Raw genomic sequence first — 14,917 nt, 5'->3', positions numbered from 1 at the left:
CAGATCATGGCGTTCCGGGCCAGCAGGAGCCCGGAACGCCGTTCGCTTCTCTTACTGGATCATGCGCGCAGTCGAGCCGGTGTTGCCGGTGATGTTGGCGCTGTCCGGAGAAATCAGCTCCGGAACCCACGTCAGGGCGATAACGACGAAGACGACGAAGCCGCCGATGTAGAGCAGGATTTTTCCGACCTCGGCGCCGCCGTGAACGTTAACAGACATGTTTCCCTCCCATTGTTTTCGTTGAGACGAGGCCTTGTTTCTATCCGATCAAATTGAAGAAGGCAAGATAAAACGCGACAAAAGGACGCATTAATGAAGTAATAAAATTACTGGATATAGTATAGACGTAAAAAATCGCAGAACTGGTCTAATGAGCCAGTTCTGGTCTTGCATGTTGACGGCCGTGTGGGCGCAAAGCCCGGCCACCGCGCAGGCGGCCGGGCTCACAGCATCGACAAGAGAGAGCGATGGCCCAAAACACCCATGGCCTCTAGGCGATCCAGCCATCGCTCGCCAACAAGGCAACAGGGGGAAGCCGTCGTTGACTGGCTCAAAATGACCGACAACGGCTTGGCTAGAAAGGACCACAGGCCGTGGAGTCATTGGTAACTATACTTGGACCTACGAGATTTTGTCTGACTGGACCAAATCTATTCTGTAAATCTGCAGCCCAGGCCAGAAATGAGAACGCCCGCGGCGTGGCCGCGGGCGTTCTCAATCGGCGGATCAGGGAAAAAGGCGGGAAAGGCTATTTGCACTCCTGAGCGACGCGCGCGAGCGCGTCCGAGAGCCCTTTCAGCGCATAGGTGTCGATGGTCGTCGTGCCCTTGGAAGAGGCCGCCTTGACGATCAGCTTGCCGCCGCCGCGCAGGGCCCCGACAAACTCTTTCTCTTTCCCCTGATCCTTCACCCAGGCGTTCGTGCCCTTGGTGATCAGCTCCCAATCCTCGCCATCGATCTGGGCGGTGGCGGCGGAGCCGTCCTTGGTTGCATAACCGAGGTTGATCGCGACCTCGTTGCGAACGCCCTCGCCAGGACGCGAGGAAATGAAGACATATCCGGGCGTGTCCTTCAGCTTGGTCTTTGGCTGGCGGTCTTTCGGCTGGCCAAGAGCGTAGCAGGTCTTGTCACGGCCGCTGACCGCCAGATAGGCACCCCATTCGCCATAGGTTCCCAGTTGTTCCGGTTTGCCGGAGCCGCCGCTGTCGCCCCTATCGCCCGCTTTGTCGGTCTTGTCCGCTTTATCGGGCTTGGCCGATTTGTCCGCCTTGTCGTTCTTGCCGGCTTTCTTGTCCTTCTTGCCGGCGTCCTGGGCGGAGTCTTCTGTCGACTTGGCGTCCTTTTTGTCCTTGGCGTCTTTCGCGGGCGCCGGCTTGTCCCTGGCGAGCGCCGGGATGGGCGCGGCGGCGAAGGCGACCGAAAGGGCGGTCGCGAGCGACAGTCCGACAAGGCGATTCGCGCGCCGGGGGAAGAAGGGGAGCGTTGATTCGTTCAACATCGGCAAAATTCTACTTTCCGCTTCTGGCCCGAACAAGGCGGCGGGCCCGTCAGGGCTCTTTTTTGGCCGCCATCAGATAATTTACATCCGTGTCGTGGCTCTTTCGCCAGCTGCGCGTGAAGGGCTGGAAGCTCATGCCGGCGCGGTCGATTTCGCGCATGCCGGCGCGGCGCAGCCAGGCGGAAAGCTCGTCGGGGCGGATGAATTTGTCGTGGTCGTGCGTTCCCTTGGGCACCCAGCCGAGGACATATTCCGCGCCGAGAATCGCAAAAACATAGCTTTTCATCGTCCGGTCGATGGTGGCGAGAAAGATGAGGCCGCCCGGCTTCACGAGCCGCGAGAGCATGGCGATGAATTCGCGGGGACCCTCGACATGCTCGATGACCTCCAGCGCCGCGACGGCGTCGAATTGCTCGCCGGTCTCGGCCAGGGTCTCTGCGGTGATGTTCCGGTAGTCGATCTCGAGCCCCATTTTCTCGGCGTGGCGGCTGGCGACGGCGATATTGTTGGGGGCCGGGTCGATCCCCGTGACGCTCGCGCCGAGTTCGGCGAGCGATTCGCTCAGGATGCCGCCGCCGCAGCCGATGTCGGCGATTCGCACGCCTTGGAGCGGCCGCTCGGGCGCTTCGTTCAGCGCGCTGTGATCGCCGAGGAGGAAGCGGCGGACGTGGTCGCGGATATAGGTGACGCGGATGGGATTGATGTCGTGCAAAATCCCCATCTTGCCCTTCTTGTCCCACCACAGCTCGCCGAGGCGGTTGAAGCGCGCGACATCCTCGGGGTTGACGCTGGCGGAACGGGGGGTGGTCGCCTCTTCGGACACTTGGAGAACCTCTTCTGGGCCGGGTCTTCGCCGCAATGAATTGGGCGGCCTACGCCGTTGACAGGGGGGCGGGCGCGGTCACATATACGCCCGCTTTGCCGGATTGGCGAATAGGGTCTCTTCGGTCGCTCGCCGCACAGCGGCGCCCGGTTTCGAACGCGGTTCCATGTCACGTCTTGTCATGAAATTCGGCGGCACCTCGGTCGCCAATGTCGAGCGCATACGCAATGTCGCGCGCCATGTGAAACGCGAGGTCGACGCCGGCCACGAGGTTGCGGTGGTGGTCTCCGCCATGTCGGGCAAAACCAATGAGCTCGTCGCCTGGTGCAAGGAGGCCGCGCCTCTCTACGATCTCAAGGAATATGACGCCGTCGTCGCCTCCGGCGAGCAGGTGACGGCCGGCCTTCTCGCCATTGCGCTTCAGGAACTCGGGATCTCGGCCCGCTCCTGGCTCGGCTGGCAGGCGCCGATCTGCACCAATGACGCCCATGGGTCCGCCCGTATCGAGGCGATCGACGGCGAGGGAATCGTGGAGGGTTTCGGACGCGGCGAGGTCGCCGTGGTCGCCGGCTTCCAGGGCGTCCACAAGGAAACCGGCCGCATTACGACGCTCGGCCGCGGCGGCTCGGACACGAGCGCCGTGGCGCTCGCGGCGGCGATTCACGCCGACCGCTGCGACATTTATACGGACGTCGACGGCGTCTATACGACCGATCCGCGCGTCGTTCCCAAGGCGCGCCGCATGCCGCGCGTCGCATTCGAGGAAATGCTGGAGATGGCGTCGCTCGGCGCCAAGGTTTTGCAGGTTCGCTCGGTCGAGGTGGCGATGGTGCACAAGGTGCCGACCTATGTGCGCTCCTCCTTCGACGATCCGGCCAATCCCGGCGAGGGGACACTCATCTGCAACGAGGAGGATATTGTGGAAGCCCAGGTCGTCACAGGCATCGCCTTCTCGCGCGACGAAGCGCAGATCACGCTCCGCCGCGTCGCCGACAAGCCGGGCGTGGCCGCCGCCGTGTTCATGCCGCTGGCCGAAGCGGGCATCAATGTGGACATGATCGTGCAGGTCGTCTCCGAGGATGGCATGACGGACATGACCTTCACCGTCGGCTCCGCGGATTACGAACGCGCCCATGCGTTGCTCTCCAAGATCAAGGATGAGATCGGCTTCGCCAGCATGGCGGGCGAGAAGGACGTGGCCAAGGTTTCGGCGATCGGCATCGGCATGAGGAGTCACGCCGGTGTCGCGGCGCGCGCTTTTCGTGCGCTGTCCGAGCGCGGCGTGAACATTCGCGCGATCACGACCTCGGAAATCAAATTCTCGGTGCTGATCGACGAGGCCTATACGGAGCTCGCGGTCCGTACGCTGCATTCGCTCTACGGTCTCGACGCCGCCTGAAGGGCTTGACGGCCGACGGAGCCGCGACATTTCGCTTCCTGTAATCCCTTAAGGGAGGGATGTCATGGAAGAGTTGTCCAGACGCGTGGTCGAGAAGACCGCGCTCGATCCGGCGATCGCAAAAGCCGCGATCGGTCATGTGCTGATGTTTCTGCGGGACGAAGTTCCCGATGGGCTCGTCGGGGAATTCATCGACAAGATGAAAGGCGCTCGCGAGGCTGTCGCGGCCGCACAGGCCAGAGGCGACGGCGGCGTGACGCAGGCGATCGAGGGCCTGACCAGCCTCATGGGACATGGTCGCGCCGATCTCAACATTCTTATCGGCAAGCTCGCCAATCTCGGGTTGAGCGAGGCGCAAAGCCGGTCGCTGCTCGAAGAAATCCTGGCGCGCGCCGAAATACTGATCGGCTCCGAGGGCGTCGCCAGAATCCGGGCCATGCTGCCGGCCATCGCCGAGCGTTCCGGCATGGCCTCGCCGCCTCAAGCAGAAAAGAGCGAGGCGCGCCCGCGTGCGTGATGGAACGCAGGAGTGACGCGGCGGCGTCGCGTCACATCCTTTACTTGTCCGCTGATCGCAGCCACTCGACGATCAATATTTCCAGATCTTTCCTGGGCGTGAAATTCTTCTGTCTCACCTCGAACTGCGTATCCGAAATTTTCTTTACGCCGTCCGCGCAGAAACTCACGAGCCTGTCGGCGTTGCCCTTGTCGACGACGAGGCGAAATTCACCGATGGGGCCTTTCCAGTTCGCGCCGGTGGTCAGCACATAACCCAGCCAGATTTCCCCATAAGCATCGCCCGCTTCCGTCTTTCCTGCGCGCCGGTCGAAGCTCGCGAGCCAATCCCTTTCGATGCAGTATTTGCGCTGCTTTCCCTTGAACTCGCTTGTTTTCCGCTGGCTTGCGGAAAGATAGCCGGCGAGGCTGCCGCCTGCGAGCGGGGCATATTCATGTTCGACGGAGACAGTCGTCTTCGGCGGGAATGTCTGTCTGCGCGTCACGATCGTGCGCAGCGACCATTGCGGCTCGTAAGAGTGTTGGCCTCCGACGCCTTCATCCTTGAGAAGCCCCTCAGTGATCAGCTTCTTGCGCTCAGCCTGCGGGGCCTCGTTGAGCGCCGCTTCAAATGCCGGATCCCTGTAATTCAAGCGAACCTTCAGCGTCTGGAGGCGGGCCGTGACATCCTTGCCCTTGAAGATTGCTTGCTGGACGATATCGAATGAAACCGGCTTGCCGTCGATGGTCGTACGAAATTTCAGATCGGCCGGATTCGCCCAGTAGGTCTTGTTTTCTTCTGAATAAGGGGGAATGTCGGGCAGCGGAAACGCGACGACGGTCTCGACGACTTCATCCGTGATATTGGTGAAGCGATATTTCACGCGGACGCGTTCGGGCGAAACATAGAGATCCTCGCTATCCATCGAGATGGAATCGGATTGTTTGAGCGCCAGCCCGCCCAGCGCCGTTTCGGCGGCCGTGTCATTGGCGCGGGATGACGACGTCGCCGCAAGTTCGAGGGTCAGCGCCAGAACGGTCGCGAAAAATCGAAACATGCGCCCCTCCGGAAACCAGCGAAGCTTATATTGAGGACGTGGGACGCTCAATGGCGTCCGCAGCTTGCAATCCGAGCCGCGGGCGGCAAGACTTCAGAAAGCCAAAGCGGAGGATTCTCGATGGATGAATTGATTGCGCGCGTTTCGGCTGCGCTCGGGGTCGAGGCCGGGGTCGCGAGAACCGCCATCGGCCACGTGCTCTCCTTCCTCAATAAGGAGCTTCCCGACGGCGCCATGGGCGAGTTTTTCGACAAGGTCGCCGGCGCGCGCGAAGCGGCGGATGAAGCATCGGCGGCGGGAGACGCAAAAGGCATGGGTGGGTTGCTCGGCGGCCTCCTTGGCTCCGGCCTGATGGGCCTCGGCGCCAGGCTCAACGGTCTCGGCCTCGATATGAGCCAGATTCACAAGCTCGGCCATGAAATCTTCGGTTATGCGGAGGGCGTCGTGGGCAAGGAGAAGATGCAGCAGGTCGCCAATGCGATTCCGGGCCTGTCGCAGTTCCTGTAACGCCGCGAAGGTGACGTCGCCAGGCCGGCCATGCCGCGCGGCGCGCAGGGCGGCGGCGCGGCGGCGTGGAGCTCTGCCGATTTTCTCGCGGGCGTCAGGGTTTCCCGCGCCCGCGCAACGTGGCGAGCCTGACGCCGGCGGCGTGGAGTACGCCGGCAAGAAGGGCCGCGTATATCACCGCGCCCACGGCGCCGAGCGTCATCAGGGCGACGAGATTGGCGAACGCTCCGAAGTGGAGGCCGAAGGCGAGGGCGGGCGCCCGCCCGACGATCGCGATGAGCGTGAGGATCGCTGAGGCGATGAAGGTTGCGCCGAGCGCCTTGGCGAAAACGCCATCGAACGCCATAAAGTCCTCGGCGAGGGCGAGCGCGACCAGCGCGGCGAGATTGATCCACAGCCCGACCGAGGTCGCCGTCGCGAGCCCCACCGCGCCGAGCGGGCGGAAAAGGGCCACTTTGAGCGCGACATTCACAGCGAGCGCCGCGAGCGCGATTTTCATCGGCGTTGAGGTGTCTCCGCGCGACTGGAAGCTTGCGCGCGCCGAGGCGATCAGCACCAGCGCCATCAGCCCCGCGCCATAGGCGGCGAGCACGTCTCCGGCGGCGATGGCGTCGCCCGCGGTGAACTTGCCGCGCATGAAGAGCCCCGCCACGATCAATTCCGGCATCGTGTCGAAGGCGACGAAAAAGGGCGCCGCCAGCGCGATGGTGAGCGCCATGGTGCGGCTCTGCGCCTGATGCGCGCCGACCACGTCGCCGGAGGCGATGCGGCGGCTCATCTCGGGGAGCAGCACAGTGCCGGCGGCAATGCCAATGACGCCCACGGGGAGTTGATAGAGGCGCTCGGCGTAGGAGATCGACGACACGCCGCCGTCGGCCAGCATGGAGGACAGGATCGTATCGGCGAAAACGGCGATCTGCGGGCTCGCAGAGCCGATGACCGCCGGTCCGAGCTTGATGAAGAACTCCCGCACCCGCGCCCAATGCGGCCGGCGCAGGCCGCGCAAAACGCCGATTTGCCGCGCGCCCCACATCAGCAGGCCCAATTCCAGCGCGCCCGAGATCGTCACTCCCCAGCTTGCTGCATAGCCGGGATTTGGGAACAGCCGCGGCGCGACGAGCGTGAGCGCCAGCGCCGCCATCACGGTGAGATTCATCAGATTGGGCGCGAAGGCTGGGAGGGCGAAGCGGCCATGGGCGTTGAGCGTGCCCATGTGCTGGGCGAAAAGCGTCATGAACAGGAGATAGGGGAAGGTGATGCGCGTCAGGCTGACGGCGAGGGCGAATTTCTCCGGCCGGTCGTCGAGGCCCGGCGCCAGCAGGCCGACGAATTGCGGCGCGAAAAGCCAGACCAGCATCAGGATGGCGATCTGCGAGACGAGGAGCAGCGTGTAGACCTCGCCGGCGAATTCCTCTGCCGAGTCGTCGCCCTCCTGCTCGAGCGCCTTGGCGTAAGAGGGGATATAGGCGGCGTTGAAGGCGCCCTCGCCGAAAATGGCGCGGAAACTGTTGGGCAGGCGCTGCGCAATGAAAAAGGCGTCCGACACGGCGCCGGCGCCCATGATCGCCGACTGCATCGCAAGCGACATGAACCCCGTCACGCGCGAGAGCAGGGTGAAGCCGCCGACGGAAAGAAGACTGCGAATCATACGGTAGTCCCGAATTATCAATGTGCTATGAGCAAGGCGAGGCGTAAGGACGGCCCAAGCGACTCTGGCGGCGATGGTAGCGCGGCCGGGCAGGGCGGCGCTACTCCGCCCGCACGCCGCGCCGTCTCTTCGCTTCCGGAACCTCTGGCTCGTCACGCAGGGCAGGGCGCGGCTCCCGCGGGCGCCGATCGTCGGCGCGCTCCTCCATGGCGATCTTGATCACGAACTCGGGCGCCGGCTCTCGAGGCCCTGAGCGGCGATCGCAAGGGCCAACATAGCATTCGGCACAGGTCGAAATCGTCGACTATCTCTGACAGGAACCCGCCCATGCCCCGCATCGCCACTCGGGAAATGTCGGGGCGCTTTTGCGCCGACGCATCCGGGTCCAAGACAAGCCAGTCCCGGGCGCGCTGATCGTCTCGCGGACGCCGCGGCTTCCGATATTGCTCGGCGAGCCGATCGTGCGCGAAAGGTTACGCGTGGCGCGACGATAGCGGACAAATTGCGTGGACGGCCTTTCCATTCGGGGGCCGCTCTGTGCGGCCCGGCGGCTATCCGCTTTCATCAAGATAAAGCACAAATTCCCTTCTCTCTCGGCGTGGGGATGAAAATCCCCGGAGTGGCTACGGCCGCGGGGATGAATCGGTTAAAAGGAGTTTCGCTCGGCTCCGTAGCTCAACTGGATAGAGCAACTGCCTTCGAAGCAGAAGGTTGCAGGTTCGAGTCCTGCCGGGGCCGCCATCCACTAAACCAGCGCCTTTGTTTTCAAAGCCTTGCAAAGCCAAACTGTCAAAACTTTCCTGTGTTTGACAATTTTTGTTCATTTTTCACCCCTTTCCGAAGGTTTTTTCTATCTTCGCCATTGCCGCCTCTCCGGCCTTCTCCCGGTTGAAGGCGTCGATGTAACGCTGTGCCTCTTTCAGGCTCTTGTGGCCTAGGATGGCCATAACCTGGGGCGCGGTGCATTCGGCCTCCGCCAAGCGCCGCCCGGCGGCCTTGCGGAAGCCGTGGAGCGTCAAAGGACGCTCAATGCCTGCTTCCCTCACCCAGTCGTGAAAGTCGTTGCCGAGGCCCGCTGCGCTGCGCGACGCGCCCTTCTCTGTCTGTAGGAAAGGGCCGAAGTCCCGGCACGGCGGGGAGGCGAGCGCGGCCATCAGGTCGCCATTGATGGGGATGTGGACGGCGGTTCCCGTCTTCGCCTGTGTGATGTGTATTTTACCGTCGCGGATGTTCTGGCGCCCCATGCGCACGAGGTCGCCGCGCCGTTGTCCTGTGTTCAGCGCTATTTCAAGGACGAGACGGGGAAGGGTGCCGAGCTCCCAATGGGCGCGGAACTGCGCAATCTCTTCCTCGGTCCAAGACAAGAAGCCTTCGCTCTTTGGAAGTTCAACCTCAATGTCGCGCGCCGGGTTGTCTTCACGAAGGCCGGTTCTGATCGCGTGCTTCATGAGAAGCGAAAGAAGGTTGAGCAGGCGCTTGCGCGCGTGCGGCCTCTTCACGCCGTCCACGAGGGCGTTGACATGCTTCGGCTGCATCCCCGCGACTGTCTTGTGGCCGTGCTCCGCTCGGAACCTTTCGAGGATGTTGCGATAGGTCGCAGCCGTTATCGGGCGAAGGGCTTGAAACTTGGCGGACGCGTAGAAGGACGCGATGAGCGCCGACATGCTTCCTGGCGGCGAGCGCGTGGCGCCAACCGCCTTGGGCGCGCCGGCCATCGCAAGGTCATATGCGTGCTTGAAGTCGTCCCCGCCATAAGGGGCGGGCAGGGGAACGCGAGGGAAGCCGGGGCGACGGAAAAAGTAATAGCGCCGCCCGGTCTTCTTATCTGTCCACTCTTGGACGTAGGGAAACCGCTTTCTTGGCATGTTCAATCCCAGTCGGCGGGGGGGGACCGGGTTTGCGGAGCCGCCTTGCCTTCGCCATCGAACGGAAGCGCGCGGAGCGCGGCGTCGAGTTCCTCGCGCAACCAAATGTTGCGGTTTCCATACTTGCGCGGCTTAGGCATCAGGCCGCGCCTCACCATGTCTTGAAAGCTATTCGGAGACACGCTCACATAAGCTGCGGACGTATGCAGCGCGAGACCGGCGGGCATAAGCCTATGCGGGAGAAAGTCTGTTTTTGATGGCATTTGCTCGCTCACACAGATAACGGCCGCTCTTGGGAACGGCCTTTTTTCTGTGACAGTTGCACGAGCAGTTAATCGCTCCGATGGCGCCCTAGTCGCATCGTCCACCCGGCAAGTTTTTATGCCAGCTAACGACGAGGGCCCGCTTCATTAAGCGGCTGTTTGGCCGAACCCGTCGCCAACGTCTAGGTCGGCCGGTCCAAGGCTTGTCACTCCCGGACAAGATAACGCCGCTTATCATCGGGGCGCAAGGGGAGCTAAATGAAAAACGCCCCGCGCGTACATCCGGCGTCGGGGCGTTCCTTGGGGGGCCCCGCAGGAGCGAGGGCTATAGGAAAAATAGCCTAAATCTGGATTTGGCTCAAGTTGAGCAAAATGCGCCACCTATCCCCCGACCTGAGCGCCGAGCGCGGCTGTGATCGCCGCCGCCGTCTCGTCATAGAAGCGCGCTTGCCGGCCAGAATAGCTATCGTCGTCTCGGTCAATCTTCGAAGAGGCCCGAATGTTTGTCGCGCTGCCGGCGAGCCTCCCGGCGAGAGCCGTTAAGGCGTCCGTCTCCCGAAGGTCGAGCATGAGCGAAACGGGCGGATGAGCTTCCAATGACCGCAGCACGTCCTCAAGATAGCGGATTGTCATAGCGCCCGGGCTCTTTCTGGATCTGTCCCGCAAGGCGCGTCTCATGACGGCCCTATGCTCGATGGTTTGCCGAACCGTCTCTGCAAGCCATCCGGCTTCGTCTTCTGAAAGATTGCGTTTGATCTGCTTCATGGTCTGTCCTCAATAGTTGGCTGGCGCGCGTTCGCCATTCATCGGGCCCCGCCGGATCCGGCCGGAGCCGCTCGGCGCAACGGCCCCTAACCCCGCTTTGTCGTGATCGCGTCCATGAAGCGCTCGAACAAATCCCACGCTCTACTGGCGAGCGGAATGTCGACATCGAAGTCCTCGATGCGCGCTATTGCCCGATCGGCAATCGGGATGATTGCTTTTGCTAAGCCGTTCAGCAACCACCAGACGACTAGCGCCAGCGCGACCGAGCCTTGAATAAATCCGATCAGGAGACCGGTGCTTAACCCGTTATGCGAAAAAGGTCTCATTTTCACATCCCATGCTCAAACCGGCGATTTCTACCGCTTTTCACGCTGGCGGCAAGCGGCTCGGAAACCGCCAGCCGTTCCTTCGATCGATAGGCGGCCCACGGCGCCCGTGGGCGCGCCAGTAGGTGGCCCATGCGGCCCATTCCGCCGTTCCTGCCTCGATCCATACGGAGGGCGCTTGCCGCGCGTCCTGAGCCTCCTGTGACGCGGAAAAGGCGCGTGCCGCCTCCACTATCGCCCTAACGGACCGCTTCTCCCCAGCCATGGCCTCAATCATAGCGAGAAGCTCGGCCAAGGCGTCTCCGCGTGTGCGCGCATGATGCGCACGCGTCGCGCACGCGTGTTTTTCTGAAAATTGGGGTTTTGGGAGGTCTAGCTGCATGGTTGGTGCTCGGTTGGTGAGTGCCGAGAGAGGTCATAGGTCGCCAGCCCCCGCCGGAGCGGGGCTGGCCTATGACCCCCGCGTATGTGCTCGGTCGGAGCCGTGCGTCGCGTCGGTCCCGATCGGTGCGAACGGCGCCCGATCGGTCAGCGGCTACTTGCGGCGCGTGCCGTCGCGCCGGTCTCCGAGGTTCCGCCTTTCGGTCTCCTCCGGCCCATGGGAGACGCCCCGCAGTTGGGCCGATGCTTCCCCGCCGCTGCCGTCTACCGTCCAGCGGGGAATTCTCCCAAGTGTGGGGAGAATTTGCTTGTCAGCCGGTCAAGCCGGCAGCGGCTCCGGCTAGTCGGGCTTAGGATCCGGCCCCAACTGGTCCGCGAGCGCGCCCAGCGCCGCGGCGAGGCGCCAGAAAGCGAGCGCGTTCATGGCGTCGCCCTCTTCGCCAGCTCGGCGTCGCCCTGTGCTTCCAGCCGGTCATGCAGCCTCGCAAGTCCCGCCTCGAGCATGTGGGCTGCGTGGGTGAGCCCTTGCTTTTCCTCGCGGCCTATTGAGGTCGCGCCGTCAATGGCCATGGAAAGGACCCGGGCGAGCGCGGTCAGCTCAAAAAGCCGATCTATCGTGTCGATTTGGTCTAAGGGCTCAGCGGCCATGGCGGCGGCCTCCGGCGCGGACAGCGGCAAGGGCGATTGCGGCCTCATAGACCGCAAACGCGGTCCAAAGCCCCGCAAAAGGCGCGAGAAAGCAAAGGGTCGAAACGGTTTTCCAGTCCATCGGGCAAGCCTCCGGCGTGCGCCGGGATTTGCTATTCCCGGCGTCCGAATTGTGGTATGGCAACTAAATTAGATGTGGTGAGCCTAAATGGCTTCCTTGGTCAACGTCAACCAAAAAGTTTGTATCCGTCCAAAAGGTCTGCAATGAGCCTCACGCCCGCCCAATGCCGCGCCGCTCGCGGCCTTCTCGATTGGCCGCAATCCCAACTAGCTGAGAGCGCGAAGGTCGGGCTCAGCACGGTCAAGGGATTTGAGGGCGGGCGCTCTGTCCCCGTCCATCACAACCTCGCCGCCATCCGCGCCGCGCTCGAAGCCGCCGGCGTGATCTTCGTCGATGAGAACGGCGAGGGGCCGGGCGTGCGATTAAGGAAGAAAGGGACTGCGAAACATGGTTCGTGAGCAAACCCCTGCGCACGGCAATACCGTGAAATTAATTTGGCACGCTCTTTTGCTGGCGCTAACGATTTTGCCTAATGCAGAAGCGCGAGCAGACCCCACGACCCTCGCTTGTCGTGGCACCGTTGAAATGATCCAAGAGGGTAAGCAAATCAATCCGAAAGACGAACAAATATCCGTTTCCTTATTGGTCAATCTTGCCCAGAAAATCTTCAGAATAGATGACCGCGAGCCATGGCCCATCGTCGGCGATACGTCGCGAAACGCGATCGTTTCCATGAAGGACAAAGCGGGCTCCGCAACGCTTAATCGAACGACTGGTGCCGTCTCGATCCATTTAATAGAATTAGATGCGTTGATGAAATTCAGCGGCCACTGCCAATCTGCGACGAAACTATTTTGATGCGCCTCGTGGAAATCGAAGCCGCCGGCGTCGAGTTTATCGGCGAGAACGGCGGCGGGCCGGGCGTCAGGCTAAGGAAGGCGAGGCCGTGAGGCCGCTAATCTGCCTCCTGTTACTCGCGGCCCTCGCAAGCTGTGCGTCAACGTCCGCACCTGAGCCTAATGAGCGGGTGGTGGAAGTTCACGGCTTATTCGTGGGCGGAGCCGGCGCAATCAGGCGTTAGGAACCAGTCCGCCCGCCCTGCCGGTTCCAATGCTCGCGCATGTCTTTTTGGCGCTCATCGCAGATGGGCTTTTTCTCTCTCGCTCCCGGCGCTTCTGTGAGCGCCAAACGGATCTGAAAGCCGGAGAATAATAGGGCGGCGGGACGTGAAGTCTGAGGCGCCCCGCCGATCACGCGCGCCCGGGTGAGGCCCGCACGATTTCCGCTGTTTTCTCGACCACCGGCGGCTGGGTCGGCGCAAAGGGGTGAAGACAATCCCCGGCAGCGCGGCCATAGAGCGGCGCGCATGAAGCGCGCCGATCGATCGCATTAGGGCTTGATGCCCACAATCTTGGTGAAGCTCTCAGGATGCGTCAGCACAACGTCGGCACGAAGGTAGGCGAGCAACCCAAGCTGCAAGTTATCCGCAAATCTCTCGCGCAGGACCTGAATTTGAAGCTGCGTGCGCATGCCGATAAGCAATTGCGAAAAGTCGCCCATGATGATGGACGAGCAGTCCGTGCTGATCCCTTGCGTCTGGTTGACGGGGACGCTCGTCGTGACGAGAAACGGAAGGTTGGCGATCGCGGGCGGGCGGACCAGCGTCTCGCCGTCGCCGTCCTTCATTTTATTGATCGTTTTTTCCGTTCGCGGCGCCATGATGGCGGCAGTCGGATCGCCGGCGTTATCGACGTGCATCTCATAGATGCCATCGAGGAAATTGTCGAAGCCGGAAAGGGCCGCGCCGTCCGTCCCGAGCGAGACAGTGTTGATGCCCGTCCAATTCACCACGCCAAGAGGTTCGGCGACGCCATTGCCAAAAAGCGCCGCGCGATCCAATTCGAGCGCAAAAGCCTTCGCCAGCGCATTGCGAAGGGTCGCGTCGAGATTGGCGCTATCCTCAGCAAGCTCGCGAGACAATTTTATCACCGTCGCGAGCGAGCGGGCCGAGAGCGTGACGCGCGCGAAGGCTGGGGAGCTTTCGGAAATCGTCGCGTTCTCCCCGCGCCAAGAAGCGGTCGGGTCGCCATCGAGCTTCGCTAGATAGACAGTTGGGGCGTCCATCGGAACCGTGATCGCGCCCGCGCGGGTGCAAACCGCCTCCGCGCGCAACTTGTCGATAATCTGTGAGCTAAGCGTCTCAGGAACCGTGAAGCCGCCGGCCGTGTCGATCCCCTCGGACAGCGCGGCGCGCACGTCCGGCGTGGCGGTGCCGGGCGCCAACATGGCCCGCACACAATCTCCAAGGGTCACATTCGGATGCGCCGCGCCCTGATACCTAGCGGCAAGGCTTTCGCCCTTCTTTAGCGCGCGGATTTCGTCGCCCGTCTTCGTATCGCGCCAAATTGTGTCCGGGTCGGAACTGCCTTCGGCCCCGCCGCGAGTGCGCAAGTTAGCCTTCTGCGAAAGCTCGCCGTCGAGCTCGTCCACGCGAGCAACGTTTCCGATGCGGGCGCCCAACTCGTCCGCCTCAGCCATGAGGCGATCGAACTCTTTTTGGTCACTCGCGCTCATAGCTCCCTTTTCGGTAAGGGCGCGGGCCTCGTCTAAGATTTCGCCGCGACGGCGGCGCATCTGCTTTGCGTTTGCATTCATGGCGATCATTTGAACGTTTCCTTGCTCAGAAGTGCTCAGCGATTTCGCGAGCGACATGCTCGCGAACCGCCTTAACGTCGATTGTGATGCTGATGCGCGGCGGCGCAGTCGGATCGTCGCCCTCAGAGACGATTGCGCCCTTGCCGTCGTTCTCGAGGGGGAAGGCGTATTTGCCGCCGAAGCCCGGCGCGGCTTCGAGCAGTTCGCGCAACTCGCACGCCATGGGGCCGGCGAAGCGCGGAAGAATTCCAACGCCGAGCAGATCGCCAAAGACCACCAGCGCGACGACGTCGTTTTCCTCGAACAAGCGCGCCGAGCCTTCCGTGGTTTCCGGCGCGCACTCGTAGAAACCGCTGTGGACAATCAAATTGAACTTGATGCGATCAAGCCCCGCGACCCGCAGCGCGATTGAAGTTTTTACCGGAAACATGGGCAGCCCCGATTTGATTTCAAATCGGAAGTTAATCCAGCCGATTAAAATGTCAATCGGTTTGAGACGGGGCTCCGCAACGCGCCCCGCCTATG

At 62.4% G+C, this 14,917-nt stretch carries 17 protein-coding genes and 1 tRNA gene; 6 read left to right on the top strand and 12 right to left on the bottom strand.

What is annotated here, in order from left to right; genetic code table 11:
* Positions 1-51 precede the first annotated feature (51 nt).
* The 3 genes from WOC76_RS12565 to ubiG all read right to left on the bottom strand — a co-directional run bounded on the left by WOC76_RS12565 (position 52) and on the right by ubiG (position 2,321).
* On the bottom strand, positions 52-219 hold the full coding sequence (locus tag WOC76_RS12565) for a hypothetical protein (RefSeq protein WP_341106483.1): 168 nt from the start codon (positions 217-219) through the stop codon (positions 52-54).
* Positions 220-748: 529 nt separating this feature from the next.
* Positions 749-1,498: an invasion associated locus B family protein gene (locus WOC76_RS12560; RefSeq protein ID WP_341106484.1), complete on the bottom strand. Its 750-nt coding sequence runs from the start codon at positions 1,496-1,498 to the stop codon at positions 749-751.
* A 49-nt stretch (positions 1,499-1,547) separates the two neighbouring features.
* Positions 1,548-2,321, bottom strand: coding sequence for a bifunctional 2-polyprenyl-6-hydroxyphenol methylase/3-demethylubiquinol 3-O-methyltransferase UbiG (gene ubiG / locus WOC76_RS12555; protein ID WP_341388545.1), 774 nt, complete (start codon positions 2,319-2,321; stop codon positions 1,548-1,550).
* Positions 2,322-2,487: 166 nt separating this feature from the next.
* On the opposite strand from ubiG, the gene WOC76_RS12550 reads away from it, so the two are divergent.
* Positions 2,488-3,720, top strand: coding sequence for an aspartate kinase (locus tag WOC76_RS12550; RefSeq protein WP_341106485.1), 1,233 nt, complete (start codon positions 2,488-2,490; stop codon positions 3,718-3,720).
* Positions 3,721-3,784: 64 nt separating this feature from the next.
* On the top strand, positions 3,785-4,237 hold the full coding sequence (locus WOC76_RS12545) for a hypothetical protein (protein WP_341106487.1): 453 nt from the start codon (positions 3,785-3,787) through the stop codon (positions 4,235-4,237).
* A gap of 40 nt (positions 4,238-4,277) precedes the next feature.
* On the opposite strand, the gene WOC76_RS12540 is transcribed toward WOC76_RS12545, so the two are convergent.
* Positions 4,278-5,273, bottom strand: a complete 996-nt coding sequence (locus tag WOC76_RS12540) for a DUF4424 family protein (protein WP_341106489.1) — start codon at positions 5,271-5,273, stop codon at positions 4,278-4,280.
* A 120-nt stretch (positions 5,274-5,393) separates the two neighbouring features.
* Between WOC76_RS12540 and WOC76_RS12535 the strand changes: the two genes are divergently transcribed.
* Complete coding sequence (locus WOC76_RS12535; RefSeq protein WP_341106490.1) at positions 5,394-5,780, top strand: DUF2267 domain-containing protein; 387 nt, start codon at positions 5,394-5,396, stop codon at positions 5,778-5,780.
* Positions 5,781-5,874: 94 nt separating this feature from the next.
* Here the strand turns inward: WOC76_RS12535 and murJ are convergent, their stop codons facing one another.
* Together murJ and WOC76_RS12525 are read right to left on the bottom strand one after the other, a co-directional pair.
* Positions 5,875-7,428, bottom strand: coding sequence for a murein biosynthesis integral membrane protein MurJ (murJ, locus tag WOC76_RS12530; RefSeq protein WP_341106492.1), 1,554 nt, complete (start codon positions 7,426-7,428; stop codon positions 5,875-5,877).
* Between the two features lie 100 nt (positions 7,429-7,528).
* A complete protein-coding gene (locus WOC76_RS12525) occupies positions 7,529-7,651 on the bottom strand; it encodes a hypothetical protein (RefSeq protein ID WP_341106493.1) in 123 nt (40 codons plus the stop codon).
* Positions 7,652-8,092: 441 nt separating this feature from the next.
* On the opposite strand from WOC76_RS12525, the gene WOC76_RS12520 reads away from it, so the two are divergent.
* Positions 8,093-8,169 (top strand) — tRNA-Arg (locus tag WOC76_RS12520).
* A gap of 86 nt (positions 8,170-8,255) precedes the next feature.
* On the opposite strand, the gene WOC76_RS12515 is transcribed toward WOC76_RS12520, so the two are convergent.
* The 4 genes from WOC76_RS12515 to WOC76_RS12500 form a co-directional block, all read right to left on the bottom strand.
* On the bottom strand, positions 8,256-9,293 hold the full coding sequence (locus WOC76_RS12515) for a tyrosine-type recombinase/integrase (RefSeq protein WP_341106495.1): 1,038 nt from the start codon (positions 9,291-9,293) through the stop codon (positions 8,256-8,258).
* Positions 9,294-9,937: 644 nt separating this feature from the next.
* Positions 9,938-10,189: a hypothetical protein gene (locus WOC76_RS12510; protein ID WP_341106497.1), complete on the bottom strand. Its 252-nt coding sequence runs from the start codon at positions 10,187-10,189 to the stop codon at positions 9,938-9,940.
* A 218-nt stretch (positions 10,190-10,407) separates the two neighbouring features.
* A complete protein-coding gene (locus WOC76_RS12505) occupies positions 10,408-10,647 on the bottom strand; it encodes a hypothetical protein (RefSeq protein WP_341106498.1) in 240 nt (79 codons plus the stop codon).
* An 801-nt stretch (positions 10,648-11,448) separates the two neighbouring features.
* Complete coding sequence (locus WOC76_RS12500; protein ID WP_341106499.1) at positions 11,449-11,676, bottom strand: hypothetical protein; 228 nt, start codon at positions 11,674-11,676, stop codon at positions 11,449-11,451.
* Positions 11,677-11,940: 264 nt separating this feature from the next.
* Here WOC76_RS12500 and WOC76_RS12495 point away from each other — a divergent pair, with 264 nt between their 5' ends.
* Positions 11,941-12,195, top strand: coding sequence for a transcriptional regulator (locus tag WOC76_RS12495; RefSeq protein WP_341106500.1), 255 nt, complete (start codon positions 11,941-11,943; stop codon positions 12,193-12,195).
* Positions 12,185-12,595 carry a hypothetical protein gene (locus WOC76_RS12490; RefSeq protein ID WP_341106501.1) on the top strand — a complete coding sequence of 137 codons (411 nt, stop codon included), beginning with the start codon at positions 12,185-12,187 and terminating at the stop codon, positions 12,593-12,595. The genes WOC76_RS12495 and WOC76_RS12490 overlap by 11 nt, the downstream gene beginning before the upstream one ends.
* A gap of 531 nt (positions 12,596-13,126) precedes the next feature.
* On the opposite strand, the gene WOC76_RS12485 is transcribed toward WOC76_RS12490, so the two are convergent.
* Complete coding sequence (locus WOC76_RS12485; RefSeq protein ID WP_341389843.1) at positions 13,127-14,371, bottom strand: phage major capsid protein; 1,245 nt, start codon at positions 14,369-14,371, stop codon at positions 13,127-13,129.
* Positions 14,372-14,417: 46 nt separating this feature from the next.
* Positions 14,418-14,822, bottom strand: coding sequence for a hypothetical protein (locus WOC76_RS12480; protein WP_341106504.1), 405 nt, complete (start codon positions 14,820-14,822; stop codon positions 14,418-14,420).
* Between the last annotated feature and the right edge of the window lie 95 nt (positions 14,823-14,917).

The organism is Methylocystis sp. IM3, from assembly GCF_038070105.1.
Taxonomy (GTDB): domain Bacteria; phylum Pseudomonadota; class Alphaproteobacteria; order Rhizobiales; family Beijerinckiaceae; genus Methylocystis.
The sequence above is the reverse complement of the archived record's forward strand: the minus strand, read 5'-3'. Positions and strand labels throughout refer to the sequence as shown.